The 26,001-nt window shown below is 54.0% G+C and carries 27 protein-coding genes and 1 tRNA gene; 22 read left to right on the top strand and 6 right to left on the bottom strand.

What is annotated here, in order from left to right:
- Positions 1–2 precede the first annotated feature (2 nt).
- Entirely contained in the window at positions 3–1,121 is a 1,119-nt protein-coding gene (locus PW789_RS03170) for a mandelate racemase/muconate lactonizing enzyme family protein (RefSeq protein WP_299371149.1), read from the bottom strand.
- A gap of 156 nt (positions 1,122–1,277) precedes the next feature.
- Entirely contained in the window at positions 1,278–4,796 is a 3,519-nt protein-coding gene (locus tag PW789_RS03175; RefSeq protein ID WP_299371152.1) for a carboxypeptidase regulatory-like domain-containing protein, read from the bottom strand.
- Between the two features lie 222 nt (positions 4,797–5,018).
- On the opposite strand from PW789_RS03175, the gene PW789_RS03180 reads away from it, so the two are divergent.
- From PW789_RS03180 to PW789_RS03205, 6 genes are all read left to right on the top strand, one after another.
- Positions 5,019–5,921 (top strand): SMP-30/gluconolactonase/LRE family protein, encoded by a 903-nt coding sequence (locus tag PW789_RS03180; protein ID WP_299371155.1) that lies wholly within the window; start codon positions 5,019–5,021, stop codon positions 5,919–5,921.
- A gap of 269 nt (positions 5,922–6,190) precedes the next feature.
- Positions 6,191–7,201, top strand: coding sequence for an alcohol dehydrogenase catalytic domain-containing protein (locus PW789_RS03185; protein ID WP_299371158.1), 1,011 nt, complete (start codon positions 6,191–6,193; stop codon positions 7,199–7,201).
- Positions 7,202–7,273: 72 nt separating this feature from the next.
- Positions 7,274–9,583 (top strand): alpha-galactosidase, encoded by a 2,310-nt coding sequence (locus tag PW789_RS03190; protein WP_299371161.1) that lies wholly within the window; start codon positions 7,274–7,276, stop codon positions 9,581–9,583.
- A gap of 90 nt (positions 9,584–9,673) precedes the next feature.
- Positions 9,674–10,168: an EamA family transporter gene (locus PW789_RS03195; RefSeq protein ID WP_299371164.1), complete on the top strand. Its 495-nt coding sequence runs from the start codon at positions 9,674–9,676 to the stop codon at positions 10,166–10,168.
- An 11-nt stretch (positions 10,169–10,179) separates the two neighbouring features.
- Entirely contained in the window at positions 10,180–10,635 is a 456-nt protein-coding gene (locus PW789_RS03200) for an EamA family transporter (RefSeq protein WP_299371168.1), read from the top strand.
- Positions 10,636–10,940: 305 nt separating this feature from the next.
- Entirely contained in the window at positions 10,941–11,201 is a 261-nt protein-coding gene (locus PW789_RS03205; RefSeq protein ID WP_299371171.1) for a hypothetical protein, read from the top strand.
- A 179-nt stretch (positions 11,202–11,380) separates the two neighbouring features.
- On the opposite strand, the gene PW789_RS03210 is transcribed toward PW789_RS03205, so the two are convergent.
- Positions 11,381–12,016: a TetR/AcrR family transcriptional regulator gene (locus PW789_RS03210; RefSeq protein ID WP_299371174.1), complete on the bottom strand. Its 636-nt coding sequence runs from the start codon at positions 12,014–12,016 to the stop codon at positions 11,381–11,383.
- Between the two features lie 130 nt (positions 12,017–12,146).
- On the opposite strand from PW789_RS03210, the gene PW789_RS03215 reads away from it, so the two are divergent.
- Entirely contained in the window at positions 12,147–12,581 is a 435-nt protein-coding gene (locus PW789_RS03215) for a DUF6640 family protein (protein ID WP_299371177.1), read from the top strand.
- Positions 12,582–12,666: 85 nt separating this feature from the next.
- Positions 12,667–13,026 carry a DoxX family protein gene (locus tag PW789_RS03220; protein WP_299371180.1) on the top strand — a complete coding sequence of 120 codons (360 nt, stop codon included), beginning with the start codon at positions 12,667–12,669 and terminating at the stop codon, positions 13,024–13,026.
- A gap of 502 nt (positions 13,027–13,528) precedes the next feature.
- On the opposite strand, the gene PW789_RS03225 is transcribed toward PW789_RS03220, so the two are convergent.
- On the bottom strand, positions 13,529–14,668 hold the full coding sequence (locus PW789_RS03225; RefSeq protein ID WP_299371183.1) for an MFS transporter: 1,140 nt from the start codon (positions 14,666–14,668) through the stop codon (positions 13,529–13,531).
- Positions 14,669–14,847: 179 nt separating this feature from the next.
- Here PW789_RS03225 and PW789_RS03230 point away from each other — a divergent pair, with 179 nt between their 5' ends.
- The 12 genes from PW789_RS03230 to PW789_RS03285 all read left to right on the top strand — a co-directional run bounded on the left by PW789_RS03230 (position 14,848) and on the right by PW789_RS03285 (position 22,874).
- Positions 14,848–15,291 (top strand): helix-turn-helix domain-containing protein, encoded by a 444-nt coding sequence (locus tag PW789_RS03230; RefSeq protein WP_299371186.1) that lies wholly within the window; start codon positions 14,848–14,850, stop codon positions 15,289–15,291.
- Positions 15,292–15,584: 293 nt separating this feature from the next.
- Positions 15,585–15,827 (top strand): ATP-binding protein, encoded by a 243-nt coding sequence (locus PW789_RS03235; protein ID WP_299371189.1) that lies wholly within the window; start codon positions 15,585–15,587, stop codon positions 15,825–15,827.
- A gap of 116 nt (positions 15,828–15,943) precedes the next feature.
- Positions 15,944–16,348 carry a hypothetical protein gene (locus PW789_RS03240; protein WP_299371192.1) on the top strand — a complete coding sequence of 135 codons (405 nt, stop codon included), beginning with the start codon at positions 15,944–15,946 and terminating at the stop codon, positions 16,346–16,348.
- 272 nt (positions 16,349–16,620) lie between these two features.
- A complete protein-coding gene (locus PW789_RS03245) occupies positions 16,621–16,950 on the top strand; it encodes a DUF2282 domain-containing protein (RefSeq protein WP_299371195.1) in 330 nt (109 codons plus the stop codon).
- Positions 16,951–17,087: 137 nt separating this feature from the next.
- Positions 17,088–17,942, top strand: coding sequence for a DUF692 domain-containing protein (locus PW789_RS03250; protein ID WP_299371629.1), 855 nt, complete (start codon positions 17,088–17,090; stop codon positions 17,940–17,942).
- A complete protein-coding gene (locus tag PW789_RS03255) occupies positions 17,926–18,735 on the top strand; it encodes a DUF2063 domain-containing protein (protein ID WP_299371198.1) in 810 nt (269 codons plus the stop codon). Before PW789_RS03250 ends, PW789_RS03255 begins: the two co-directional genes overlap by 17 nt.
- Positions 18,722–19,276 (top strand): DoxX family protein, encoded by a 555-nt coding sequence (locus tag PW789_RS03260; protein WP_299371201.1) that lies wholly within the window; start codon positions 18,722–18,724, stop codon positions 19,274–19,276. Before PW789_RS03255 ends, PW789_RS03260 begins: the two co-directional genes overlap by 14 nt.
- A 43-nt stretch (positions 19,277–19,319) precedes the next feature.
- Entirely contained in the window at positions 19,320–19,919 is a 600-nt protein-coding gene (locus PW789_RS03265) for a sigma-70 family RNA polymerase sigma factor (RefSeq protein WP_299371204.1), read from the top strand.
- 2 nt (positions 19,920–19,921) lie between these two features.
- Positions 19,922–20,563 carry a DUF1109 domain-containing protein gene (locus PW789_RS03270; protein ID WP_299371632.1) on the top strand — a complete coding sequence of 214 codons (642 nt, stop codon included), beginning with the start codon at positions 19,922–19,924 and terminating at the stop codon, positions 20,561–20,563.
- A 140-nt stretch (positions 20,564–20,703) separates the two neighbouring features.
- Positions 20,704–21,015: an antibiotic biosynthesis monooxygenase gene (locus PW789_RS03275; RefSeq protein WP_299371206.1), complete on the top strand. Its 312-nt coding sequence runs from the start codon at positions 20,704–20,706 to the stop codon at positions 21,013–21,015.
- 169 nt (positions 21,016–21,184) lie between these two features.
- Positions 21,185–21,913, top strand: coding sequence for an SDR family NAD(P)-dependent oxidoreductase (locus PW789_RS03280; RefSeq protein ID WP_299371209.1), 729 nt, complete (start codon positions 21,185–21,187; stop codon positions 21,911–21,913).
- Positions 21,914–22,040: 127 nt separating this feature from the next.
- A complete protein-coding gene (locus PW789_RS03285; RefSeq protein WP_299371212.1) occupies positions 22,041–22,874 on the top strand; it encodes an alpha/beta hydrolase in 834 nt (277 codons plus the stop codon).
- Positions 22,875–23,189: 315 nt separating this feature from the next.
- Here the strand turns inward: PW789_RS03285 and PW789_RS03290 are convergent, their stop codons facing one another.
- Positions 23,190–23,741: a hypothetical protein gene (locus PW789_RS03290; RefSeq protein ID WP_299371215.1), complete on the bottom strand. Its 552-nt coding sequence runs from the start codon at positions 23,739–23,741 to the stop codon at positions 23,190–23,192.
- On the opposite strand from PW789_RS03290, the gene PW789_RS03295 reads away from it, so the two are divergent.
- Positions 23,733–24,107 carry a heparan-alpha-glucosaminide N-acetyltransferase domain-containing protein gene (locus tag PW789_RS03295; protein WP_299371218.1) on the top strand — a complete coding sequence of 125 codons (375 nt, stop codon included), beginning with the start codon at positions 23,733–23,735 and terminating at the stop codon, positions 24,105–24,107. The two genes, PW789_RS03290 and PW789_RS03295, sit on opposite strands and share 9 nt — an antisense overlap.
- Positions 24,108–24,151: 44 nt before the next feature.
- Positions 24,152–24,724 carry a hypothetical protein gene (locus PW789_RS03300; RefSeq protein ID WP_299371222.1) on the top strand — a complete coding sequence of 191 codons (573 nt, stop codon included), beginning with the start codon at positions 24,152–24,154 and terminating at the stop codon, positions 24,722–24,724.
- 938 nt (positions 24,725–25,662) lie between these two features.
- On the opposite strand, the gene PW789_RS03305 is transcribed toward PW789_RS03300, so the two are convergent.
- A tRNA-Asn gene (locus PW789_RS03305) sits at positions 25,663–25,737 on the bottom strand.
- Positions 25,738–26,001 lie beyond the last annotated feature (264 nt).

Below are 26,001 nucleotides of genomic sequence, written 5' to 3' on the forward strand. Positions count from 1 at the left end.
CGTCACGATACTCGATACCTTTGCACCGCATCCTCGTCCAGCTCCACTCCCAAACCAGGCTCATCAGGTATTTGAAGATATCCGTCCTTCGCCGTGAATTGCTGATGAGTTAGCATGTTCCGCAAGTTGGTTCCGTCCTGTGCCACGAATTCGCAGATCAACGAATTGGGTACAGCGTTGAGCCAGTGAAGGGCTGCGGCAACATTGATGTAGGTCGTGAAACCGTGATTTGCCACCGGTAGACCACGATCCCAAGCAAGGCTGGCAATTTTCATCGCTTCGGTGAAACCGCCGCAGCGAGCCAAATCTACTTGCACTACGTCGATCTTCCCGACATCCATCAGGTCAACGTAGCTGAGTCGAGAACTTTCCTCTTCGCCTGCTGCGATCCTTATTTCCGTTGCCTCGCTCAAGCGGCGGTAGCCCTGGTAATCATCAGGACTTAACGGCTCTTCCAGCCAGAAGAGATTGAAATCGGAAAATGCTTTAGCGCGGCGAATCGCCGTTTTGGCGTCCCAAACCAGACCTGCGTCGATCATGAGGTCAGCTGAATCGCCGAGCCCCTTTCGTGCCTCACGCACCAGCGCGATGTCGCTTTGCTCACTTTGCCCCATCGGATCCCAGCCAAACTTCACTGCGGTGAAGCCCATGTCACGGTAGCGCCTCGCGATATCTCCGGTCAGCTGAGGAGTCGCTCCAAACAACGAACTCGCATAGCAACGAATTGTCTTGTGAAATCCTCCCCCCAGGAGCTTCCACACTGGAAGCCCCAAAGCCTTCCCCTTGATATCCCATAGAGCCATGTCAATGCCGCTCATGGCATGAATAGCTATGCCGCGTCGGCCCGAGTATATGTTGGACCGATACATTTTGTACCATATCTTCTCGGTCTCCATGGGATCTTCTCCCACTACCAGATGACCAAGTCCCGACGTGATGGTATGCGAGAATGGACCCTCGATCACGCCCTTCACAGCCATAGGATTGGAGTCCACTTCGCCGATACCCGTGATGCCAGCGTCGGTCTCCACACGTACGATAATCACATCTTGCCCGCTATCGCATTGCTCTTTCACCTGCGGTAGCCGAACATAAATCGCTTCAACCCGAGTTATTTTCACTTTGACCCAATCCTTTCCTACTTGGACTTCGCATTATGTTCAATCGACAATGCGCATAATTTAGACTCTCAGCCCACTGACTGAAGAAGCTGGTACGCACTGACGGACGGAAGTTCGCGATTTTCATAAGAACTTCGCAGCCGCATTGATAGCTACTCAGAACAGAAATTTCATCGCCACCTGTCCGATTCGTGGGTCACGCGCCGATGTGACAAATCCGAACGCTCCGTTGTTGATATTTCCAGAAGGCGTTAGGAACTGTGCGTGGTTGAGCACATTGAAGAACTCGACACGAAGCTCAAGACGTTTGCCCTCGGTCAGCCGCGTGTCTTTCATCAACGCTGCGTCGAGATTGTTGATACCGGGTCCGCTGAAGAACCTGGGCATGGAGTTGCCGATGACACCCTCTGTCTCCTGGGAAAAGAGACTCGTATTGAAATATGGTTTGCAGCTAGGATTCTTCACACAGGCACGAGGATCGGCTCCGCGCTGAAGGGAACCTGGCTTATAGTTGGGCACATCGTTAGTACCGCCACCACCGCCACCGCCTGTTCCCGTCAGAGACTGGTCGTCTGTTTCAACCATAGTCACAGGCTGCCCCGAAGCGAAGCGGACTATTCCTGATAACGTCCATCCCTTAGTCAGTCGGTTAGACCTTGTAAGCGTATCGAACGGCAACTCATAGTGATAACTGGCTACCAGGTTTTGAGATACGTTGAATGCTGAAAGCCCTCGGCTTTGACGATGGTTAAAGGGATTGATCAGGTCGCTATAGCCGGAGGAGTTATCGATCGACTTACTCCACGTATAACCCACCAGGAACTCTATTGGGCCCGTTCGGTATTTCCAAGTACCTTGAAGCGAATTGTAATTAGAATTTCCGATCGTGATCTCATAGTTGTCGCTGCCAAAATTCGGGCCCAGAGTAGTACGCGTGCCATTTATCACCGTGCCGCGGTTGGTCGTGTACACGCCACTCTCCCCCCCGGGGCCGCAAGTGGCGCTTCCTGGCGCCACCTGACTGGCCTGGCTCACACTCAGGCACAATGCCGCGTCGCCTGGATTGGCTTGCATGTTGCTCAGCAACGCATGGCCCTGTGTACCAACGTAGGACACCATGAACAGGCTGTTGGGGCCGAGCTGACGCTGGATAGATAGGCTATAGTCTTCGGCGTAAGGAACTCGATTTTTATACCAAAACCCGGGCGAACCTGAAATGGGAAGAAACTGAGCCCAATTCAAAGTTGTATTCGGGTTATTGATAGAGGGCGCCGTTGGAATGTCAACTGGGAAACGCTGACCGTTGTCAAACCCGGTCTGCCGATTTACGAACGGTGTGGCGAATAGCGGCGGCGCGGGGCTTGCCCAAAAATTGCCGTACGGTGCATCTCCGGCCTCATTCTGACCTCCTACGTTTTCAAAGGAAGTGTAGAAAATTCCAAACGAAGCTCGGATACTTGTATTGCCGGGAGTTCCAATCAATCGCGACAGCAGTCCGCTCGTCGCCTTCGGAGCATAAGCCAAGCCAACGCGAGGAGCTAGGTTCTTATAGCGCGTGGGTGCCAGGGTCTTCGGGATTCCAGGGTCTCCGGGGAAGACCCAGCCTTTTGGGGCTCCAGGAAATATTTGTGACTGCAATCCTGGCACGATGGTTTCGATCCGCCCCTGTGCTTCCGACCATGGCGTTGGTATATCTTCGCGCAAACCGTAGTTCAACGTAAGTTGAGAATTCAGCCGCCATGTATCCTGGACATAGAGACCAATATACTTAGCTTGCGCATACATGGGCGCCTGAACGCCCTGATCGAACCCGGACGGGGCTCCCAGCAGAAAATCTACGAAGTCGCTGCCGGTCTCCGCCCCGCTAAAGGCAAACAAACCGTTGTTATCGGCTGTTAAGTGCAGTGATATTTTGGCATAATTCGCCATGCCCCCGAACTTGATGTCATGCCTTCCCTTTGAAATCGAGAAGTTATCCATGATCTCGTACGTGTTATGAACCCACTTAGGCGCGAAATAAGTATCCACACCAAAGGTATAGTTGTTGAGCGTAATGGACGGAACACCTTCGACAGCGGGATTCTGCGGAACGATTCCGGTTGCATCCGATGGAAAGCCGAGGGAAGCAAGGCTCACACCAACACCGCCGGAAGGAATGGTGCTTGGCGAAAACCGAAAGTATTGGATCCGGAACTCGTTGAGCATGGATGAATTAATCGTTGTCGTGTCGGAGACATTCAGCATAATGGAGCGATTAGAGACGGTATCGCTGAATCCGGGAAGCGTGGAGGAAAGATAGGGCTCCGTACTCTCTGCCTGATCCTTATAAAAGTAGCCTGAAATCGCATTCGATTTAGCCGTCCAATCGATATGGACAGCCCCCTCGTTATCATTATTTAGCTTGTTGTAGCTAGAAGTCGTGAAATAATTTCCCGAATTTCTCTGAGGAATGTACGCCAAAAGGTTCGTGCTTATCGGACTAATCGCATTGCTTGGAATGACTGCATTGGGAAAGACACAACTTGCGGTAGACGTACAACCCGACGAATAATAAGGCTCGCCGGCAGCAACCTTATACCTAAGTTTCTGCGACAGCAGACTTGCCCAGTAGTCTCCTTTGACTGTGCCGGACAATTGACTACTTAGATCTGATACATCCCCTAGGCGATTGCTTGCCGACGGTACAGGAATGAGGCCAGTATTTTGCCCGATGTCCTGACGGGTTCCCTGATAATCGACAAAGAAGAAAAGCCGCTTGGGAAGGATCGGTCCACCAAAAGTAGCCCCAAACTGGCTCTGAATATATTTAGCTCGGTCGAGAGCATAAAAATTGCGGCTATCGAGCAGAGTATTGCGGAGAAACTCGAACACGCTACCGTGATAGCTATTGGTTCCGGACTTAGTAATGACATTGACCTGTGAGCCACTGAATTCGCCATACTCTGCGTCAAAGTTATTTGTCAGAATTCGGAACTCCGCTATCGAGTCGAGATTGGGAACGATACCCGCACTATTCTGATTTCCTTCTTCTACCAGCCCACCGTTGATCATGAATGCATTGGCAGACTCGCGCCCCCCGTTGACCGAGAGCGTCCCCCCGCCAGAGAACTCTCCTGATGAGGTTGGCGAAACACCCGGTTGTAATGCCAGCAGATCCAGATAGCTTCGCCCATTCAGCGGCACAGTCGTCATCTTCTGCTCCGAGATCACTTCACCCATCTGTGTACTAGTTGTATCTACCTGCACGGAGCCTGCGTTGACGCTGACCGTCTCTGTATCAGCACCGACCTCGAGTGTCACTGGCGTGTCGACCACCGCATTCACATCTACTGTGAGGCCTTGCTTCTTCAGGCCGCGAAACCCTTCCTTCTTTAACTCCAGATCGTAGCGGCCGACGGGCAGATCCCGAAAGGAGTAGAGACCGAGTGCATCCGACTTTCCGTGCCGCACTACGCCTGTCGCTGTATCAATAACCGAGATATCTACTCCAGGAATCACGGCTCCGGTCGAATCGCTGACGATACCGGAAATCTGCCCCCCCACCGCACCCCACCCCGTCACACACGTAAAAAAAAAAAAGAAAAAGAAAACTAACGACACCTTCCCGACGGTGGACATACAGTTCATTTCGCAATCCACACGCCTCCTGGCTTTTCCCTCGACACGACCTGGCATATGTATTTTCCTTAGTCATCGGTGAAGTTGATTTCTTGAATGATTGAATCATCCGGATAGTTATGCCTTATGTCAAGAACATTAATAAAATCATTGGCAAATGTTTATGGATAACGCTTTATTAATCCCGTCTTTTATGTTTTATTTTAGTTAAGTCCAGAGGTAAGGCGGCTTGCAAGCCTAGCGGGCCAGCCCCCTTACCGGACGCCTTTGGAGTGTGCCATGACCGCTGTTCAGATCGTTGCAAGGATGGGAGATCTCTGCGGAGAATGCCCCCTATGGGAACCCAGCAGCATGTCTCTCTACTGGGCAGACATTGCTGGACGCAAAGTTTTTCACCTCGACTGGCCATCAGGTTCCCACTCGATTGTTCTGGAGGATGTTGAGGTCAGCGGACTTGCTCTACATGAAGGAGGCGGTTTGGTCGTCGTCAATAGCAATGGACTATGGCGATGGAAACAAGGAGGGTACTTTCACCTCATCGCATCCGAAGTGGACGGCCAAAAATGCGCGCTCAACGATTGCATTGCAGACCCCGAAGGACGTCTTTTTTCAGGGTCCTGTTTTTTTAATCCACACGGGGATTATCCCCTTGGGAAGCTGTTTCGCTTCGACCCAGACGGGTCCGCACATATTGTTGACGAAGGCATTCATCTCGCAAACGGGCTCGGCTTTTCCCCCGACCGCTCAACGATCTATTTCACAGACTCCGCACAGCGAATCATCTATGCCTATGACTACCGAGCAGTGGACGGGCAGATCCGTAACCGTCGGAACTTCATAAAGGTTCCAGCGGACCAAGGTATTCCAGATGGACTTACTGTGGATGCAGAAGGCTTCGTTTGGTCCGCCCAGTGGTTTGGCGGCTGCATCGTCCGCTACGATCCCGACGGCGTCGAGGTACAGAGAATTTCAGTGCCAGCCACTCAAACCTCCTCACTTACATTTGGAGGTTCTGATCTGACCGATATATTCATCACCTCGGCCAGCATGAGCGACGCACTATCGCTTGCTCCCGCATGCTATGCAACTGGCGGAAAAAATATTGGTGGGCAACTCTTTCACCTGAACCTTGGCATTCAAGGGGTGCGGGAGTACAAAGTGAGGCTTCCTGATCACACATAAGCCGCAGCTTCAATGGACAGGAAAGTTGTTCCTTTCGGTTTAACTGCACACATAAACAGCGCGATTTGAAACAGCTCCATAAACCTTTAATCAACGTTTTGCGGCGGTTACAGGTGGAGGTATTTCGCCTACTTCAACGCACCATTGGCAATCGATAGATGTATCGACTTTTCGCTCTTTTGAGGGACTCTATTGGGTCCGTTCCCGTGCATATACGGGATGCGTTCGGTGAATCATCAGAGAGCAAGTTCGGATTGGAGAGAGAGTGTATGAGACAACTTATTTGGCATGGCAATGAAGACGTAAGATTGCAAAAAAATCCATCCGGTCCGAACCAACCTGGAGAAGGTGAGGTTCTTATTGGAATCAAAGCAGTTGGCATTTGTGGCACGGATATACACATAATGAAGGGCGCGCTTCCAGGTGCATACCCACCAATGGTGCTTGGACATGAAATCGCGGGGCAAATCGCCACGGTGGGTAAGAATGTTAATCGCGTCCAAGTTGGAGATCGGGTCACCGTGGACTCAGTAGTTGGCTGCGGTAAGTGCGAGCTTTGCAAACAAAGTCGCTCGCAGTTTTGCCCCAATGGATATGAATTAGGAATTAATCGCGACGGTGCCTGCCAAGACTACCTGATCGTACCTGAGCGCAACGTTTATCGAATTCCTGACTCCATCTCATTTGAAGAAGCCGCCGTCTTGGACATTGAAGTATGGAACTCCGTTCGTAAATGCGGTATCCAGCCCAAAGACCGCGTGCTTATTCTGGGTGCCGGACCAATTGGAATGATCGCCAGTCAACTGACGCGCATCCTTGGTGCCGGGCATATTACCCTTAGCGATTCAATACAGGACCGGCTTCGCATCGCGAGGGATCTGAAGCTGGCAGACGCCTATGAATCAGCTCCGTTGAACGATGCTTCCACCGATTACTCCAGCGTTCCGTATGACGTAATCTTGGACTGCGCCGGTACGTCAGCTAGTACGCAATATGCTTTACGAGCAGTACGGCCGTGCGGGAGGGTTTTGTTATACGGCGTCCACGAAGAGGCTATCGACAGTCTCGACATTAATCAGATCGTGCTGAAAGATCTGGTTGTGTATGGTGCGCTCTGCGATCGAAACGGCTGGGAGGATGTGGTTGAACTGGCCGCATCAGGGGCGCTCGACCTCAAGAGTCTAATCACCCACCGCTTCCCCATTGAGAATGGAGCGCAGGCCTACGATGCAGTCCGCAATCGTTCCCAAGGCCTCATCAAGGCAGTTCTATTACTGTAGATCGCTCGGTACGACGAGTGCAGCCGCACGCGTTGCTAAAGCCGCGTTCTCAAGCTCCGCGAGGTAGACCTCATGAAAAGGAAAGAAGGAATAATTATGCAGGATATGCTTTATCTGTTCAAAAGAAAGCGTAGACAACGCGGAATCTTACTGACAGCTGTTGCGCTCTCAATCTTAGCTCTGTCGGCCAATACCCTTGCCGCCACTCCGCAACAGATTGTCCTGAGCAGCGCCGAAACAGCAATCACGGTGGAAGCAGGCTCAGACGCTCCTAAACTTGTAGAGGTTCGCTTACAGAATCAGAATAGCGACCGCTGGCGAAATCAGATTTCGGAGGCGCTCATCGACCACGTCGACATCGGCGGGGTTATGTATCCGCTGCGATGGCACCTGCAGACGTCTAAAGTTACGGCCTCCGCCGATACAGTTAGCTTGATTTATGAGACGGTCGCTGCACCACATCTGCGACTCACGTGGCAATGGCGCGTCCGTGCCGACAAAGGGCCTATCGAGCACACCATCTTTATTCAAAACCTCGGCCAGAGCGAAGTTTGGCTTCCCCTACAGCCGAGTTTTCGTTTTGACTGGAAAGTCGATCCGAAGCAGTCCCTACAACGGTTATGGGTAGAAAAAGGCAGCGGCACACCCTCGAGCGTTGGCACCCATCTCGATGATCTTCACCCGGGCGACTCCTGGACTGGTACTTCTACCAGCTATGCAAATCCTGTGAGCTACCAGTCGCGCGAGATGATTCCCTACGCGTTGGTGAGCAATTCCAGAGGAGACCGCTCAGGCTGGTATATAGGCATGGAGTTTAGCGGTCGCACTCGCATTACTTTGGGTCGCGACCGGGGTTCAGTACGGGGCGAAGTCGGTCTAAACCCAGATCCTGGCCCCTTTCAAACTCGCCTGCTAGCCGGCGAGTCATTTGAAACCCCCACGGTCTTTCTGGGTACCTTCAGTGGCGGACCTGACGGGGCCGCAAACATTCTCAGGCGCTGGGTGCGGCAAGTACTTAACAATCCGCTCACCGTACAAAATCTATCCTATCCCCTGATGACCAGCAACACGTGGGGAGAGGGCTTGGAAATCAATGAGACCCAAGCCTACAGAATGATTGACCAAGCAGCACAACTTGGGCTTGAGATGCTCCATATTGATGCTGGTTGGTTTAAGGGAGTTGGCGATTGGTATCCATCCCCCAGCAAATTTCCGCATGGACTGGCTCCAATCGCTGACGAAGCTCATAGGCGAGGCTTGAAGTTTGGCATGTGGGTGAATTGGGCACAGGCCGGAATTGGCACAGAACCTGGCTCCCTCAACGTCAATGATCCCAAAGTTAAAGACTGGCTTATTGCAGATACACCTCCGGACTGGAAACCGGATTCGTTCGTCGGTAGAACGATGGATATCGGAGTACCTGCCGTCAAGGATTACACGCTACATGAGATAGAGCGGATTGTGCGCGATAACCACCTCGACATGCTTGAGCATGATGGTTACCTCGTTGCGAATAGCTGCTCCCGCCTCGATCATCCTCACGCGGCTTCTAATTTGCCGCCAACATCTACGGCGGTGGAAGGAAACGGTCTTGCCATGCCTGAATCCTCCAATTCAACAGACGTGAGCTATCACGCAGTGCGATCGTACTATGAAATCTATTCGCATCTACGCGAACAACACCCTGCTTTGATGTTTGAAATCTGTAATGACGGTGGCCGAATGGTGGACTTTGGAAGCGCAGCTCATGGCGACTACATATCCATTACCGATACGTACGACCCACTCTCGAATCGGCGGGCTTTCTTTGACGCCAGCTATGTGTTTCCTCCTGCGATGCTCGAAACTTACGTGGATAGATGGCCGACCCCCCGCATTGAAAATTTCCGCTACATGTTGCGAAGCGGCATGATGGGATGGTTCTCACTCATGTTTGATCCAACATTGGCAGGCAACCCAAATACGCTCGACATCAGCAGACTCGTTACCATTCCAAAGTGGACCGCAGACGATTACGCAGCCGCGCGCGAGGAGTTCGCGCTATACAAAGACAAGCTCCGCCCGCTCATCCGCAATGCGGATCTGTATCACGTATCGGAGCGCCCTGATGGTATTCATTGGGACGGCATGGAATATTTTGATCCGAAATCCCGCCGTGGCGTTCTCTTTGCGTTTCATGGTTCGACAACAACTGAAAGCGTGCACCACTTCCAGTTGCAGGGTATCAATCCGAAGAGGTCCTACCGTCTCACCTTCCATGACCGCGGCTCCAGCAGCGACGTTGTGGTCTCCGGCCTGGCGCTCATGCAGGCGGGCGTGGACGTCTCGCTGCCCGTTCCAATCTCGTCTGACCTCGTCTTCTTCCAGGAAGAGTCGCAGTAATTCGCATTGATATTACCGCGCCTTCTCACAGGGAGCACTCTCAATCCAACCGCAGGAACATTTCCTCTTTAAGGTTTTCCTATGGAGCCTATGTCTCAGAGTCCGGTCCCCAATTCATACCTTTCCGCTCCAGCATCTTCGAATACCCGGCGTGCTTTCTTCCTTGGCTTGCCTGCCTGGCTCTTTTATTCGCTTCTGACCATTCTTGTATGGGGAGCGTGGGGCGCAACATCCAAAGTGGCTTCCGATGGCATTGATGCCAATACGAACCAGATTTTCTTTACTCTGGGTCTTCTTCCGCTGATGTTCTTTGTGCTGCGTTCACCGCGTATCCGGGGTGGCCATCAGCGACGCAGTGGCATAGCATGGGCGTTCTTCACCGGCTTACTTGGCGGCGTGGGCAACATTGCATTTTTTCGTGCCCTTGAAATTGGCGGTAAAGCCTCAATCGTAGTGCCGACGACTGCGCTTTTTCCGCTGGTGACCGTCGTCCTTGCAGTCATCGTACTGCACGAGAGGATCAGCACTGAGCAGTGGTTCGGGCTTGCGCTTGCGTTCATCGCTATCTATTTACTAAGTGCCTAGGAGGTTCATTCATGCCAGCTGCCGCGTTATTTTTTGTATTCGTTTCTCTGCTGCTCTGGGGTATAAGTGGCGTTACGCAGAAGCTATCGACCAATCGGATCTCCAGCGAACTCTCTTTCCTATGGTTTACATGTGCGATGGTCCTCATCTCTGCAGCTCTGATTCTGTTCGAACCTATGCACTGGCACGTCTCTCGATTAACGTTCTGGCTCGCCGTCTCTGGCGGAACGCTCAATGGCCTGGGGGCTCTCACTAGTTTCTTGGCCCTCGAATCCGGCGGCAAAGCCTCGATTGTTATCTCACTCATCTCGCTCTTTCCGCTACCCACGGTGGCGTTTGCCATCGTGGTTCTACATGAGCATTTGACTGTTGCGCAGGCTATAGGTATTGCACTTGCGATCGCTGCCGCTATTCTGCTCTCACAGGAGAAGACAGAGACTCTACCGGAGCAAGTGCCCGATCGGTGATCGGCACATCTTCCATTACGAGATGCGTGGAATTCTTCGCACACATAAACCTTTTCGAGTTTTGGAATCTTAAACCAGGCAAAGATTGTCGCCACGAATATCCCGGGATTTCTTCGTAAGCTTTGGACGGCCGTCTATTCGCATCATCCAGACCCCGTACGTAAATGAATTGTGGCGAACGCATAGATATATTTAAAGGGCCATCGACCTCGCAACAAACGGCAGCACCAGAATTGTTCCGATCGCTGCCAATCCAATTTCGCAAAAATGCACATCAGACCGTCTAAGCTGTGGTGGAGTTTTACATGAAGCTTTGCGTGTTGTCGGCGTTGTGCGCGTTCTATTCACCGATGGCTCTTGCACAACAGACGATTCATCCCTGGGCGACCTCAAGAATGTCGTCGACGGGGCTGACGCCGATCAGGGGAAGTTTCCCAGGCGACGACCGGATTGTGGATTTGGAAAACGCGCCCGACCGGGCGGAGGCTGAAGCAGCTGTGTCTGAGGGCGCAAGCACACAACGCTCGGATCAAGTCGAATTTTCGTCTATATGGAAACTCGGCTGAACCAGCTCTGGTCGCGAGCAGACTTGGCGAGGCTATGCCGGTTCGCCAACTTTTATAGGCTAACTTGAGCAAGCCTTCGTTATTCCGTAGGGTCAATCCGTCACACGGCTCTTAAAATGGGAGCAGGTCCTCCTGAGGATTGTTCCCATTGATCACGGCTAATCGGCTATCGCATCAAGTCACGCTGCTCCGTAGATTTTCAGGAAGGCCTCCACAGCAGATTGCGCTCTTGCCTCCATCGCCTTCTGTGACCGAGGAACGTCAAGTCTCAGCAAGGCTTGATGGATCAGGTCCCCTACCAGCAACCCCGCAAATTGCTGGGCGGCCAGTTGCGAGTCGGAAATAGACAGCGTTCCTCGCCTTGCCTGCTCCTTCAGGTGGGCCGCAATCTTCGCGATGCCGCGATCTGGACCACGCTCTGTCATGAACTCGGCAGCCTGCGGAAATTGCGGCGCTTGCGCGTACACCAGACGTATGAGCGCCGTGTGCTCGTCGCTCAGTAGGGATCGAAGGAGTTCCCTGGCTACATCGAGCAGCAGCGGCCGGATGGGTCGCTCCTCCTGGAAGAGCTCGGTGACGCGGTCCGCAATCTTCGATGTGCGATGGTCGATGACAGCCAGGAACAACTCCTCTTTACTGCTGAAGCGAGAGTAGAGGGCACGCTTCGATGAGTGGGCACGAGCCGCGATTTCAGCGGTACTCGCCGCTTCGTATCCCACTTCGAAAAAAACTTCCGCCGCAATATCGAGCAGTTGCGTCAGGCGCAGCTGCTCTTCTACTGCCTTCGGGAGTCCACTGGATTTCGGTCTTGCCATCAGTTTCTATTTTGCATCGTTCTTCACCAAGCTTCATCTGTTTAATGGTACTAATTGGTACCATTAATGGAAAGGCCGATCACTGCCCTTCCATTTGGGTTTTGAACGTTTCCGTCCAGGAGAGACATCGATGCGCATGCCGATTGTCAGTCGTATCCTATTTTGTTTCGTAAGCCTCTATCTCGTCGTCGGCGCTCACATCGCCGACTATAGCCGCACACACCTGCTCGATCCTCTCTGGCCGCCCCACGCAAAATTTCATGATGGTCAGACCCTCATGTTCTCCATCTTTCTCGCGGCGCTTACTATCTTTTTCGCCCTAAGCAAAACACAGGACAGAAGTGTCACGCTGATCGCAACCACCTCGTTTGCCGCCCTGTACTGGGTTACGCAGGCATTGGCAATCGTGTATCCCGGCACCGCTTTCGTTGATCCCGAGTTCAATACTCCGAGCGCTTATCTCCTGGGTTTGCCCGCACAGGTAGTCATTGATGTCATAGCTCTGTGCCTTATCTCTGTGGCCTCATATCTGGCTGGGCGCAGAACATCCCGCTGGATGGAGTGACGCAAATGGACTCGTACAACCGCATGAAATGGAGGTCACAATGAACACACAGAAACCAAGTCGAATTTTGTACTGGATATTGACGTTGCTCGTGCTTCTGCCCACCGCAGGCTCCGCGTTCCCCGAACTTTTTGCGGGAGGTGCGAAGGCTACCGTCCAGTCTTACCAATTGCTTGGATATCCGCTCTACCTGATGAAGATCCTCGGCTTTTCGAAGATCCTGGGAGCGATCGTCATCCTGATCGATCGAAACCGCCCATGGACGGAATGGGCCTACGCAGGCTTCGGCATCCTGTTTCTGGGTGCTACGGCTTCGCACCTGCTAAGCCGGGACTTCGTTCATGCACCGATACCATTCGTGTTCTTCCTCCTCCTCGCAGGGTCATATGCATTTTGGAGCAGAAACAAAGCCAGGCCCCTAAGCGCGCTTGCGATGAACGAATGATCCAGTGTTTGATGCGGTAGTTTTCACCTGCTCAGACTGGATCCCCAACAACTCCCAGGCTACGCGTTGTGCCTTCTTTTTGTCATTGCAATGGAGATAGCCCTACGGTTTGGCGGGTAAATCTTGGAAATGACGAGGAATAGAAGGGGAACACCCCGGAGAGGGTTAGAGGACCAATTCTGGCTGAAGGGGTTACCATAATCACATCAGCGATGACCTGAAGCGGCAATTGGGAATGCCTCTAAAAGACTGCCCTGATAACACCAAATGAGACTTTGCGGTACTGGGGATCGGTGAACATAAATCTTCGAGTCGCCTTCTTTGCAGATCCTTTGAGTAATCTCATCGAAGTGATTCGAGCGATGAAGGATTAATGACGGACAACGCGCTTCCCGGCTCGAAAATCGCTAATGCGCTCATCGAGCGAACGCGAATGAGTGCGTTGGCCTGTTCTCGCCAGATGAGATCGTGTGCCGAAGAGCCCCGCGCCGTTTGAAATCTCTCACCTCTGAGACACGCGTGTAGTCAAAGCCCAGATTCCCAGAGCTGCCATGCTGAAAGAGGCTCCCAGCGCACACACACCAGCCCAGTGAAAAGCTGCATATGTTCTGGTAGCGGCGAGAGCGCCGACGCCGCTACCAACGGAATAAAACACCATGTATGCAGCCACCAGGCGGCTCTTTGCCTCAGGCCGTGCAGCGAAGATCATACTTTGGTTCGTTACATGCACCGCCTGTACGGCGAAATCGAGAAGAATAATTCCAATGACCAGCGCCAGAAGTGATCGGTGCAGACATGCAATGCATATCCACGAGATGAGCAGAATCCCCAGGCCAATACCGGTCGTCCACTGTCCCCACCCCTGATCAACCAGTTGTCCTGCTCTTCCGGCGGCAACTGCGCCTGCCACGCCTGCTAACCCAAATAAGCCAATCGCCGTATGCGAGAGTGGATGCGGCGGCTCGCTTAGAGGCAACACCAAAGAGGTCCACAGCGTGCTGAATGCAGCAAACAGCAGCAGTGCAATTGCTGCCCGGACACGCAGGACAGGAGTTGTGACGTAAAGCGCAAAGGTTGAGCGAAGAAGCTGCGCGTACGAACTTCGCATTTCGGACCCGGAATCCGGAATGATTCGAGACAACGTGCCGGCCAAGACCAGAGTTAGCAGCGCCGACGTAAGGTAGACGGCCCGCCAGCCTCCTATATCGCTCAAAGCTCCTGCGACTACACGAGCCAGCAGGATGCCCAGCACGACACCGCTGGTTACCGTACCGACCGCGCGACCGCGTTTCTCGGGAGGGACAAGGCTTGCGGCAAATGCCACCAATACCTGGACCACCACGGCCAGGAGCCCAACGAAGAACAGGCCGATGAGCAACAGCCATTCCGAAGGAGCCAGACCCACAAGAGCAAGCACAATTGCGGACAACGAGAGTTGAGTTAAGACGAGCCGCCGGCGGTTCAAGAGGTCGCCGAGAGGTACGACGAAGAGAAGTCCCACAGCATAGCCAATCTGGGTCACCAGGATGACCGAGCCGGCCGACGACCGGCTGAAGCCGAACTCCTGCGCCATCGAGTCAAGAAGCGGCTGGGCACAATAAATATTCGCGACGCTGATCCCGGCAGCTATGGCAAACAGCAACAGAGTAACTTTTGTAAGCTGCCCGGTGTGGCTTGCTTCAATCTCAATCCGCGAACAGGCTGCCGGCGGTTTTGCGCACAACATGATTCACTCCAAGTGGTTCTAAATCAGAACCACTTGAATCATACAGAATCCGGTTCGATAATCAAACCAATTGGAGTGAATGCTTGAAGCCTCAAATGAAGCCAACAAAAGAAACATGTCCGGTCGCGCGGTCGCTTGAGATCATTGGAGATCGCTGGTCGCTGCTGATACTTCGTAACGCATTTGATGGAATGCGCCGCTTCGGCGAATTTCAAAGGGATCTCGGACTTTCCAAAAGTGTGCTGGCTGGCCGCCTTCAGGTGCTCGTATCGAATGGCGTTCTTCATGTGGTGCCTGGAGAGGATGGCAGTGCTTATCAGCAATACGAGCTGACTAAAAAGGGGCGCGGTCTGTTTCATGTGATCGTGGGGCTCAGGCAATGGGGAGAAGCTTTTCTGTTTGCTCCGCGGGAAGAGCGTTCGGCCCTAGTCGAGCGGGCATCCGGCAAGCCGATTGGGCCACTCGCGCTGCGTTCTCGTACAGGAAAATCGCTTACCCCGGATGACGTCGTGGTTCGAAAGATCCAGACGTCAAGATAGGAGATGTCAGGAGCTTTTGAAGGGGCCGCGCAGGTAAAAAATCTGCATGTCTGTCTCGATAAGCACATCATCGCCAACTCACTCAATGATCGAATGTAGATGAGTGCCAAGCCTCGTTGGAAAACGTTGACGATTCGTGATGGGAACATTTGCGACTCGAACGAAGCCTCAGCACATGTCCACACTGGACCCTGCCAGTAGGCTTTTGATATGAACCGATGGCGGATGTCGTACCAAGCATACGAGGACTACGTTATCGTCGCTCTGCAATGCTGCCCAACAGAAACTCTTCGATGCCCGACTGCTGCGAAATACGCATAGCGGACCACGGCCCAGGGTTTCCCGAAGAAGCGCTACCATACCTGTTCGATGCCTTCTACCGAGTCTCCGAATCGCGCAATCAGGAAGACGGTGAGAGCGGTCTTGGCTTTTCCATCTCGCGGAGAATTGCGGAGCTTCACCACGGCGACATCTTCGCCAAAAATCGCAAAGACACTTCAGGTCTGATCGTCCGCGTTCTGCTGCCGATTGCATAAATTGCTTTCTACACTTCCTTACACTTCTCAGCGCAACAGGTCACGCTTTCCGGGTTCCAAATGAGTAAGTCGGCGCAGGCATGCACTGGCCAAAATTTTAATCTCAGGAGAGTTTAATGAAACACAAAGTGTCTTCTCTCGTTGCAGTCTCTGTGCTGTGTGCTTCGGCTGCGTTCGCACAGGTAAGCACCTCCACCACGGCCACAGGTCCCAACGGCAACACTGCGATGCGCACTGCCACTCGGCAGGATGGCCAGACAAACGTGACCGCGACCGGCCCGAATGGCAATACCGCAAGCCGCACTGTGAGCGGACGTGGCACGGGCGATGTCAACGCCACCACAACTGGCCCCAATGGCAACACTGCCTCTCGCTCAACTTCTCGTTATGCCGGGGGCAGCTCGAGCACCATGACTGGCCCCAATGGACAAACCGCGACCCGCAATGTCTCAGGGCGCGGCACTGGCACGGCAACAGTGAGTCGCAGCGGGCCACGCGGCAGCGCCGTTCGCACTCGTTAGAGATATTGTCTTCTTCTATTACGTGCGGCAGAAACCGCAGACCGGCTCTGCCGCACCTGGCTTTCAGCTCAGAACTTATCGAGAACCTCACGGGCAGTTCCAAGCTTAGCGAGACGCCTCTCTCGGCCCATATCCAAACTCCACAATTATTTTCTCGGTCCGTAGGTAACTTTTTCCGCCTCTGGATCGAACCTTGCTAGTGAGTGGGTAGGCAGAATGTAACCGACGTGCCCACATCATTTTTGTAAAGCACTCACTAGGAGATTGAATTTATGACCAACCGTGTCCTGTCCACCCTTATTCTTGGCGCATTCGCAACCGTGCTCAATCCTGCGCTCGTCGCGCACGCCCAGGATGCTCCAAGTCCTGAGGCGCAGAAGATCCGAGAGCACAACACCAAGCTGGTTAAGTCCGGCAAGGTTGAGCCCTGCTTTGGCGTTGCCCTCAAAGGGAAGAACGACTGCTTTGCCGGCGCAGGAACAACGTGCGCAGGGACGAGCACCGCGGACTATCAAGGCAATGCATTCAGGCTGGTTCCCAAGGGAACATGCACCGCGATCCAGACGCCCAAGGGCAACGGCACTCTTAGCCCTAAGGCATAACAGGTTACAGAATTCTTCTGCAGCGCAGCGGCCGGCAAGCGTTAGCCGCTGCGCTCTACCTATATCGACCACTCCAATATTAATGCTAAGGCAAAGGCGTCATGCACTCTTCGAAGCAAAATTCGTTCACAAAGAGAATGCCCTATGGAGCGGGCGTTGGATTGAAGGCTGAGCATTACGCTCGCATCCTGGAAGAACGTCCGATGATGGGCTTCTTCGAGGTGCACGCTGAAAACTACATGGGACCTGGTGGACCTCCACACCGATATCTATCAGAGATTTGCAGATACTACCCTCTGTCGATTCATGGTGTAGGCTTGTCGATTGGCGCCGATAGCCCGCTTGATTTACAGCATCTGAAGCGACTGAAAGCCCTGGTTGACCGCTACCAGCCTGCACTCTTTTCTGAGCATCTGGCATGGTCCTCTCACAACGCAGGCTTCTTCAACGATCTTCTTCCCGTCCCATACACGAACGAGACGCTCTCCCGAGTCGTCGAGCATATCGATGAAGTGCAGGAGGCGCTGGGGCGGCGGATGCTTCTCGAAAATCCTTCCACATATCTTGCCTTCGAAGAAAGCACTTATGCGGAGACAGACTTTATAGCTGAAGTGGCAAAGCGATCAGGGTGTGGGCTGTTGCTGGACATCAACAATGTCTTTGTTGCCTGCACCAATCAACAATGGAACACGGCGAAGTACCTCAAAGAATATCCGCTGCATTCGGTGGAGGAGATTCACCTTGCTGGTCATGCCGATGAGCTGGATGAGTTCGGCCGTCCGCTTCTAATCGATTCGCATGATCGTCCTGTCGACGAAACTGTCTGGCAGTTATACGAATTAGCCGTTGCAAAGATCGGCCACGTGCCCACGTTGATCGAGTGGGACACGGAACTTCCGGATTGGCCCGTCCTACAGCGCGAAGCCAGACGCGCCGAAGAGATCCTGTTTTCACATGCGGCCGAAGGAGCGTTTTGTGACCTCATTGCATGAACGTCAATATGAGTTCGCGGCGGCCCTCCTCGACCCCACCGCGAGTATTCCTTCTGGACTGGTCGGCCCGGATGGCAGACCAAGTGTGCGGCGTTTTGGCGTGTATCGTAACAACGTAATTGTCGGCCTTGTAGATGCTTTGCGCGGCACCTATCCTGCAGTCTGCCGCCTTGTTGGAGAAGAATTTTTTCTCGCCATGGCCAGAATGTATGCCACACAGCATCCGCCGGAGAGCCCCGTCCTGATCTCGTATGGCGCCTCCTTTGCAGGCTTTCTCGAGCGCTTCGAGCCAGTGAAGGATCTACCGTATCTTCCCGATGTTGCAAGGATGGAGTATGCATGGGTTGAGTCGTATCACGCAGAGGAGTCCGAGCCTCTTGCTGTCAGTACGCTCGAGACCATAGCGCCAGAGGACCTGCCTGGGCTGCGATTTCACTTTCATCCCTCTACTCGTCTGGTCTCTTCGAAATATCCTGCGCTGACGATATGGCGTATGAATCTGGGAGATATCGAACCCGCAGAGATTGCCCTTGCGGACAGCGAGGCAGAAGAAGTTCTGATCGTGCGTCCGCGGTCGCACGTAGAGGTGCGAGGTCTGCTCCATAGCCATGCACTCTGGATCCAACAGCTAATACGCGGTGAGACTGTTCTTTCTGCGACAGCGAGCGTGCTTGAGTGCATCTCCGACTTCGATCCTGCCGCCGCACTTGTGCTTCTCATGGAGTCAAACGCAGTCAAAGGCCTTCAACTCGATCCGACAAACCACCTTGGGAGACAGAATGATGCACGCTGAGATGAAAGACGGATCGTCGAAGCCGCTAGCTCTTCTCTGTGCAATAGAGGGCAGCTTGCGTTCCCTGGGACATACGCTGGCGCCTCCTGTCCTGCGAGTTGCACTTGCGCTCCCGTTTTTTCGTTCGGGCAAAACCCGATGGGATGGATTCCCTCATCTTGCATTTGCTACCCCCTTTCTCTTCGAAGATGTCTTCAAGTTGCACCTGTTGGGTCATGCATTCAGCCTTCCCTCACCTGTGGTGACAGCCTATGTTGTTGCCGTCGCCGAGATTGTTTTGCCGACGCTGCTTGTCCTCGGACTGGCCACTCGCCAAGCCGCTCTCGGACTACTGATCATGACGGGCGTGATTCAACTGGTCGCACCCGATGGCTGGGCCAATTTCCACCTCTACTGGGCCGCCATCGCACTGGCGATTCTGGCCCTGGGCCCTGGCAAGCTTTCTTTAGACTTTGCAATGCAAGTCGCGGCACGAAATCGCAGGCAATTATCTATTACAGAGAAAGACCAACCCGTGGTTTCATGGAAACAGCAGCAGTGAGCGCGTGCGAATGACCTCTCCTAAATCAGATCGGATGCAGATTGTGCCGCGACTGGAGTCCTCTTCCGGAAGCGCAGAGAATGCCGCCTACCCGGAGGCACGCGATCTGGACTGGAGCATTCTGATGGCACGCGCTCAGGATGGTGACACCGAAGCATATCGCCGCCTGCTTGAGCAGATCACGCCCTATCTTCGCCACCTCGCATCCAAACGGCACCGCGACCCTCGCGACATAGAAGACTCTGTTCAAGACATTCTGTTGACCGTCCACGTAATCCGGCAAACGTACGACCCTTCTCGCCCCTTTGGTCCCTGGCTGGTGGCGATTGCCAACCGCCGCATCTTTGATCGCCTTCGCCGAAGGATCCGCGAGATTCATCGGGAGGAGGCATTTGAGCCAGATCAGCACATCCACTCCAAGGGTCCATCCGAGATCAATGCACTGGCAGACCGCAAACTCCTGGAGGATGCTATCCAGAATCTACCTCCGACACAGCAGACGGCGGTCCGAATGCTTAAGCTGGAGGAGATGTCCCTGAAAGAAGCCTCAGCGCGGAGCGGCCTCTCCACAACCTCGCTTAAAGTTGCGACACATCGTGCGATGAAGGGTTTACGTAAAATTCTTGGCGGAGGGGGAGAGTGACGATGCGGACCTCTGACCTGATTTCCTCTTTGACAAATAATGTGACGCCCGTGAAGCGTCTGCGCTCGCCCTGGGTGCGTGCCAGCCGTTGGCTCTTGCTGGCCTCGGTCGTCTTGGGCCTCTTGACTGTCATGCAGGGTGTTCGTCCAAACTTTATGGAGAAGATGCAGCAGCCCTCCTTCTTCATTGGAATGCTTGCATCGTTACTGACCGGAGTATTCGCTACCATTGCGACGTTCATGGTCAGCCTTCCTGACCGCTCCAGGCGTTGGCTGCTGCTCCCACTCCCGACGCTTCTGCTCTGGGTCGCAAATATCGGCTACCAATGCCTGGAAGGGTGGGTTCCCGTCCGTCATGGCGACGTTTCGCTTGGCATTGCTACCAGTTGCCTGGCCACGTTAGTTCTTACCAGCCTGCCGCTATCGCTCGCAATGTTTGCGATGCTCCGCTACTCGGCCGCTTTCCGGCCGATGCCGGTCATCCTGATGGCAAGCCTTGCGGTCTCTGCGCTCACTGCGAACGCACTCTCGATGTTTCATCCTATGGATGCGACCGTCATGATCCTGGGATGGAATCTCGGAGTCGCTCTGATCTTTGCTCTCCTGGCAATGCTCTTTGGTCGAAGAGCCATTCAGCTGGAGTGATCGCGCCAGGCGCAGCCCAATAATATTTCCTTCGTAAGCCAACAGCGAATTGCGTGTCCGCACGCGCTGATTGCTTTCGTGCGCTCAAAATCTGAGGCGGCAGCGGACACCGCACTCCGTACCTCCCAAAGGAGTACAAAATGTCGATCGTTGCAGGTGTCATTTCTTTCAAAGCAAAGCCAAATCGCGGCTCCGAACTCGCTAACCTAATCGCCGCTGCCCTGCCTCACGTGCAGGAAGAGCCGGGTACGCCGCTTTGGCTGGTACTTCGCTCCAATGCTGATCCGGAAACTGTCTTTCTGGTTGATCTATTTCAAAACGCGGAGAGCCGTTCGGCACATATGACTGGAGATGCGGCAAAGCTCATCTTTGCTACAGCTCCCGAACTTCTTGCTGAAGAGCCTGTCATGCATCCTTCCGACCTGATTGCGGCCAAGGGATTCATGTCGTAGCCATACGAACGTCATGCGGACCGAATAGGAGGACGAAAATCCACCCCTCTCCTCCTAGAAACCGCCTCGCCTAGGCTCGCAACTTTCAACCATGCACTTGTCTCACACAACAGGCCTGCCAGCCTGGTAGGCCTCGCACGTCCCAAAATGCTACGGAGGAATTGAGCTCATGGGTCTATTAGAAGGAAAAGTCGCAATCGTTACTGGTGCCGGACGAGGCATTGGCGCCGCTGAAGCCCGTCTATTTTCGGAGGAAGGTGCCCTTGTACTCGCAACCGATATTCAGTTTCGTTCGAACCTGCAGGAGATCGATACTGCAAGCAGCTTGCTGATGATGCATCACGACGTGTCCGAGTCCGAGTCGTGGAAGATCGTCGTCGACATCGCCTGTTCTCACTTCGGAAAGATCGACATCCTGGTCAACAATGCGGCGATCGCCCGATACGGCACACTCTTCGACCAGTCGCAGCAGGATTTGGAAAACCACTTCCGTGTCAATCAGCTTGGCACTTTTCTCGGCATGAAAGCGGTGGTTCCCAGTCTTGCAAAGACCAAGGGATGTATCGTCAACACCTCCTCCATCGCAGCGCTTCGAGCGACCCCCGGTGTGTTTGGCTATGCCGGCAGCAAATGGGCCGTTCGCGGAATGAGCAAGAACGCTGCGGTGGAACTTGCACCATTGGGTATTCGCGTGAACACCGTTCTGCCGGGCATGATCGATACGCAGATGATGCGCGATGCCGGTGAGGAGGCCGCCGCGCAATACGAACAGCTTGTTCCCTGTGGTCGTATCGGCACTCCAGAAGAGGTCGCTCGCGTCGTCGCCTTTCTTGTCAGCGACCGGGCCAGCTACATCACAGGAGCCGAGTTCAAGATCGACGGCGGCCTGTACACCTGAACCGGCTTGCAACAGGCGCTCCCTCTCATAACTTTGCCGGACATGTTTGCCGCGTCCGGCAGCACAGCCGCCGCTGACATGCATCGACACGCGTGCCCTCAGCCACCCCCTCAACAAGGAGATGTTTATGTCGTTTGCCTCATCCATGAAGAAGAGATGGCCCTTGCTCACAGCCATCGCACTCTGCCTGCTCACGTTTGCAGCCATGCCTGCACGATCCGCGGCTCAGCTTTCCGCGTCACAAATGGAGACGAAGGGTGCAGCCAGGCGCGCGAAGGCGCGAAACATATTATTGGTACACGGCGCATGGTCAGACGGATCCAGCTTTGAAAAGGTGATTCCACTGCTTCAGGACGAGGGGTTCCACGTGGTCTCCGTCCAGATCCCATTGACGTCGTTCTCCGACGATGTAGCCACAACGCGAAGGGCCCTGGCCCTGGAAGATGGCCCAGTACTGCTGGTCGGACACTCCTATGGCGGTGCGGTCATTACCGAAGTCGGTAACGATCCTAAGGTCGTTGGTTTAGTGTATCTAGCCGCGCTTGCGCCAGAGGTTGGCGAATCGACCTCCTCGCTCCTTAATTCTGTTTCTGCAACGCCACTCTTCTCCGAGCTCTCGCAAGACGCGCATGGATTCCTGAAGGTATCTGAAAAGGGATACCTCGCAGACTTTGTCGAGGGAATACCTGAGAAGGAGCAGAGGATCCTGGCCGCAACGCAAGAGCCGACGAACGCAGCATCGCTAGGAGGCACCGTAACGGTAGCGTCGTGGAAAGAAAAGCCTTCCTGGTATATCGTCACCGAAACCGATCGCGCAGTCGCTACAGAGCTGCAGCGCTTCATGTCCAAGAGAATCTCAGCCTCCACGATTAGCGTCCGCTCGTGCCATGTGGTGATGTTCTCTCACCCGGAGGTAGTGGCATCTGTTGTCACGCTCGCCGCACTCGGATTTCATTGGTAGATGAAAGCGGGATTCTGACGAACCTGAGACTGGTTGGAAGCTACTCAGAGCACTAGCCCGTCGTATGCAGTCGACTCATTGAAAGTTGCGGGAGAGGAAAACCGGAACGACCTCCCTCTCCCGCAACTTCTATGGGGAGGGCTTCATTTCTTTGCCCAGTCCAATGTCTGTCCGCAGCATTCTGAATTTCAGCCGATTCTCTGAATGAATCCAACCGCGAGAATCCTGTAGATGCCCATACAAGATGCTCTCCAGCCATGCAGGCTGCACGAAATAGCGATGCACTCACGACGAGTGCACCGCCTATGCTATCTGTCAGAACGTGACCCGGCCACCGAGTTGGATCAGTCTCGGGAAGCCGAGCGTTCCTGTGACCTGTCCAGCACCGGAGTTGTAAACAGCTGAATTGGTCGAGGTGCTCCAGCTGCCCACGGTGAGGTTGGGCGTGCTGAACTGCGGTGTGTTGAAGGCATTCAGAGCTTCGGCGCGAAACTCCGCTCGAATGCGTTCCTTGATATGGAACTGCTTGTTAAGCGAGAGGTCGAAGTTGGCATAACCCGGCCCCTGGCAGCCTACAGCGCGCGGAGCTGTTCCGAACGGCAGGCTGCCGCCCACCGTCGGAGGAGGCGTAATGCTGAAGGCCTTCGGGTTGAAGTATTGCGATAGCCGATCCTGCGGCCTTCCGCTCCTGCAGGGATTCATCCCAGCAATCAGGGATGGCCGCTGTGTACTGTTGCCGTAGGAGGTAATGTTGTTCGTCTGTACGATCGCGAGAGGGCTCCCGTTTTGAATGATCGTGACGTCGTTGAAGTTCCACCCGCCAACCAGAAGGTCGAGCCAGTGGTTCTTACTCGCTGGATGAAGCATCTTTGCGCACCAACCTTCATTCTTCTTGCAGGCACATCGGCATGGCTTCAGCATGATCGGGGCAAGTCCACACCAGGCCTCTCTCTCTTTCTACTGACTCGCGGCCTCTGGCTGATCTTTCTCGAGGCCACGGTCATCAGCTTTGGATGGACGTTCTCCATTCCCTATCTGATCTTCTTCCAGGTGATGTGGGCCATCGGCTGCGCGATGATTGCCTTTGCTGCTCTTGTGTGGCTCCCGCGCGTCGCCGTGCTGGTCATGGGGTTGGCCATCGTCGTGGGACACAACCTTCTTGACCGCGTTCCGCCTGGCATCTTCGGCCATCTCCCCACGCTATGGGCCGTGTTGCATATGGGCGGACAGTAGCCGCAGAGTAACTCGCCCGTGCTGCTGACGACCGGGCAGGCGTGATGGCTCTCGGTTACGGCATGGGCCCGCTCTTTGTCTCTCGCGAGCGCAGCCGACTCTTCCTCGTGATCGGTGCGTCTCTTTTGGCGTTGTTCTTTGCGCTCCGATCTCTGAATGTCTACGGCGACCCGCACCCCTGGGCGATGGGTGCGACGCCAGGGCAGACGGTCATGCACTTCTTCAACGTGCAGAAATACCCGCCCTCCCTGCTCTACCTCACTGTCACCCTCGGCATCGCCTGTCTGCTCGCCACGCTGTTCGATCGCTGGCGCGGTCGTCTCACCGACGTTCTTCGCGTATTCGGCTCCGTTCCGCTCTTTGCCTACGTCTTGCATATCTATCTTCTCCATGCGGCGAATGTAGCGCTGCTCGTGCTTACCCACCGCCCGACTCTCGGTACCTTCGACCAGACGCGCACCGCCTTTCTCGAACCGGAAAAGCTCGCTGGTTCGGGTTTTCCGTTGCCGGTCATCTTTGCGGTGTGGTTAGGCGTTCTGCTCCTGCTCTATCCGCTATGCCGTTGGAGGGCATCTCTCAAATCCAGGAACCACTCCTGGTGGCTGTCCTATCTCTGAGCGTCTGTATGGAGGGATTCTTATCCCACATGGAAGCGAATCACTTTACTCGGCGGATTTTGCGGTCACACAGGAGGAGATGGAAGTGATCGAAGGTCCTTCGATCTGTATGGGAGTTCTCTCTGAAAGGAAGCCCGATCATCTGCAATGAGAGCGTTGTCGATTCGGTTGACAGCTTCAAGGGACAGCGGCGATCTCAACATCTTTAGCCGCCGCAGCAACTTTGATTGTTCGCAGCCTTCCATTCCGCTGTCGCAGTGCCAACCAGAATGAGTTCCATGGAAACGATGCACAAGAGCATCCTGAATAGACGAGAATCGAACATGCACATTCCTCCTTGATCGCGAAACAAATCGAGTGACAAGAACAATCAATTGCGTGCGGAATGTCAGTCGTGCAAAGTCATTGAATGCTTACAAACGGCGTATTGGCGATTTATTTGCATGCTCCCGGAATAGTTCTTAGCGACATGCATGTACCTCGCGGAGATCAGTTGCAACTCCTCTCTAAAAAGAAGCTGCGTCCGAACTGACCGGCCACACAGAAGCAACCAGCCGTTTTTAGCGGTAGGTCCATCTCCACGCGTATTGCACTTGCGACATCCTGCGGTAGCTACGAATCAGCGCCGGGACGTGACAACAGGGCGAGGTAACGGAGGCGAAGATCTCTAGCACCAAACCTTTGGCAGCACGATGCAAAGCATGGCTCCATGAAGGACGTGCAGGCACACTTGCGTCACGCCAGCATCACGACCACGGGGAATATCTACGTGCAGGAGATTCCGGAGACAGTTCGGGCTGCCGTCAACGCCACAACGAACGAGATTCTAGGACTGGAGAATGAACGGAAAAGACAGGAATCTCAAAAGCACAGAAACAAAATATCCCGCATTGTTCCTCAATTGAGACTACCAATGCCGCCTAAATTGTTGGTTTGATTGGCTCCTGAGGTAGGACTCGAACCTACAACCCTTCGGTTAACAGCCGAATGCTCTGCCATTGAGCTACTCAGGAATGCCGTGCCACACGTCTCAGCAACGTGCTGCGCTGTAATTATTTATAGCAAAGGATGGCCTCTGGGTCAAAATCCTGACATGCGGGTCATGCTGGCAGGCGAGCTGGTGAAGCGTGACTGCCGGATGGCTTTCACTTCAACAACATACAACCCGCTTTAGAGAGGAAGGACTCATAATAGAGGGGAGCATTCGCCCACTAACTGGAACGCTTCATGAGTCTTGCGATCTGATGCATCTCTCATCGCTGTAAATGCTGGATTGT

The sequence above is a fragment of the Edaphobacter sp. genome (assembly GCF_028283685.1).
Taxonomy (GTDB): Bacteria; Acidobacteriota; Terriglobia; order Terriglobales; family Acidobacteriaceae; genus Edaphobacter.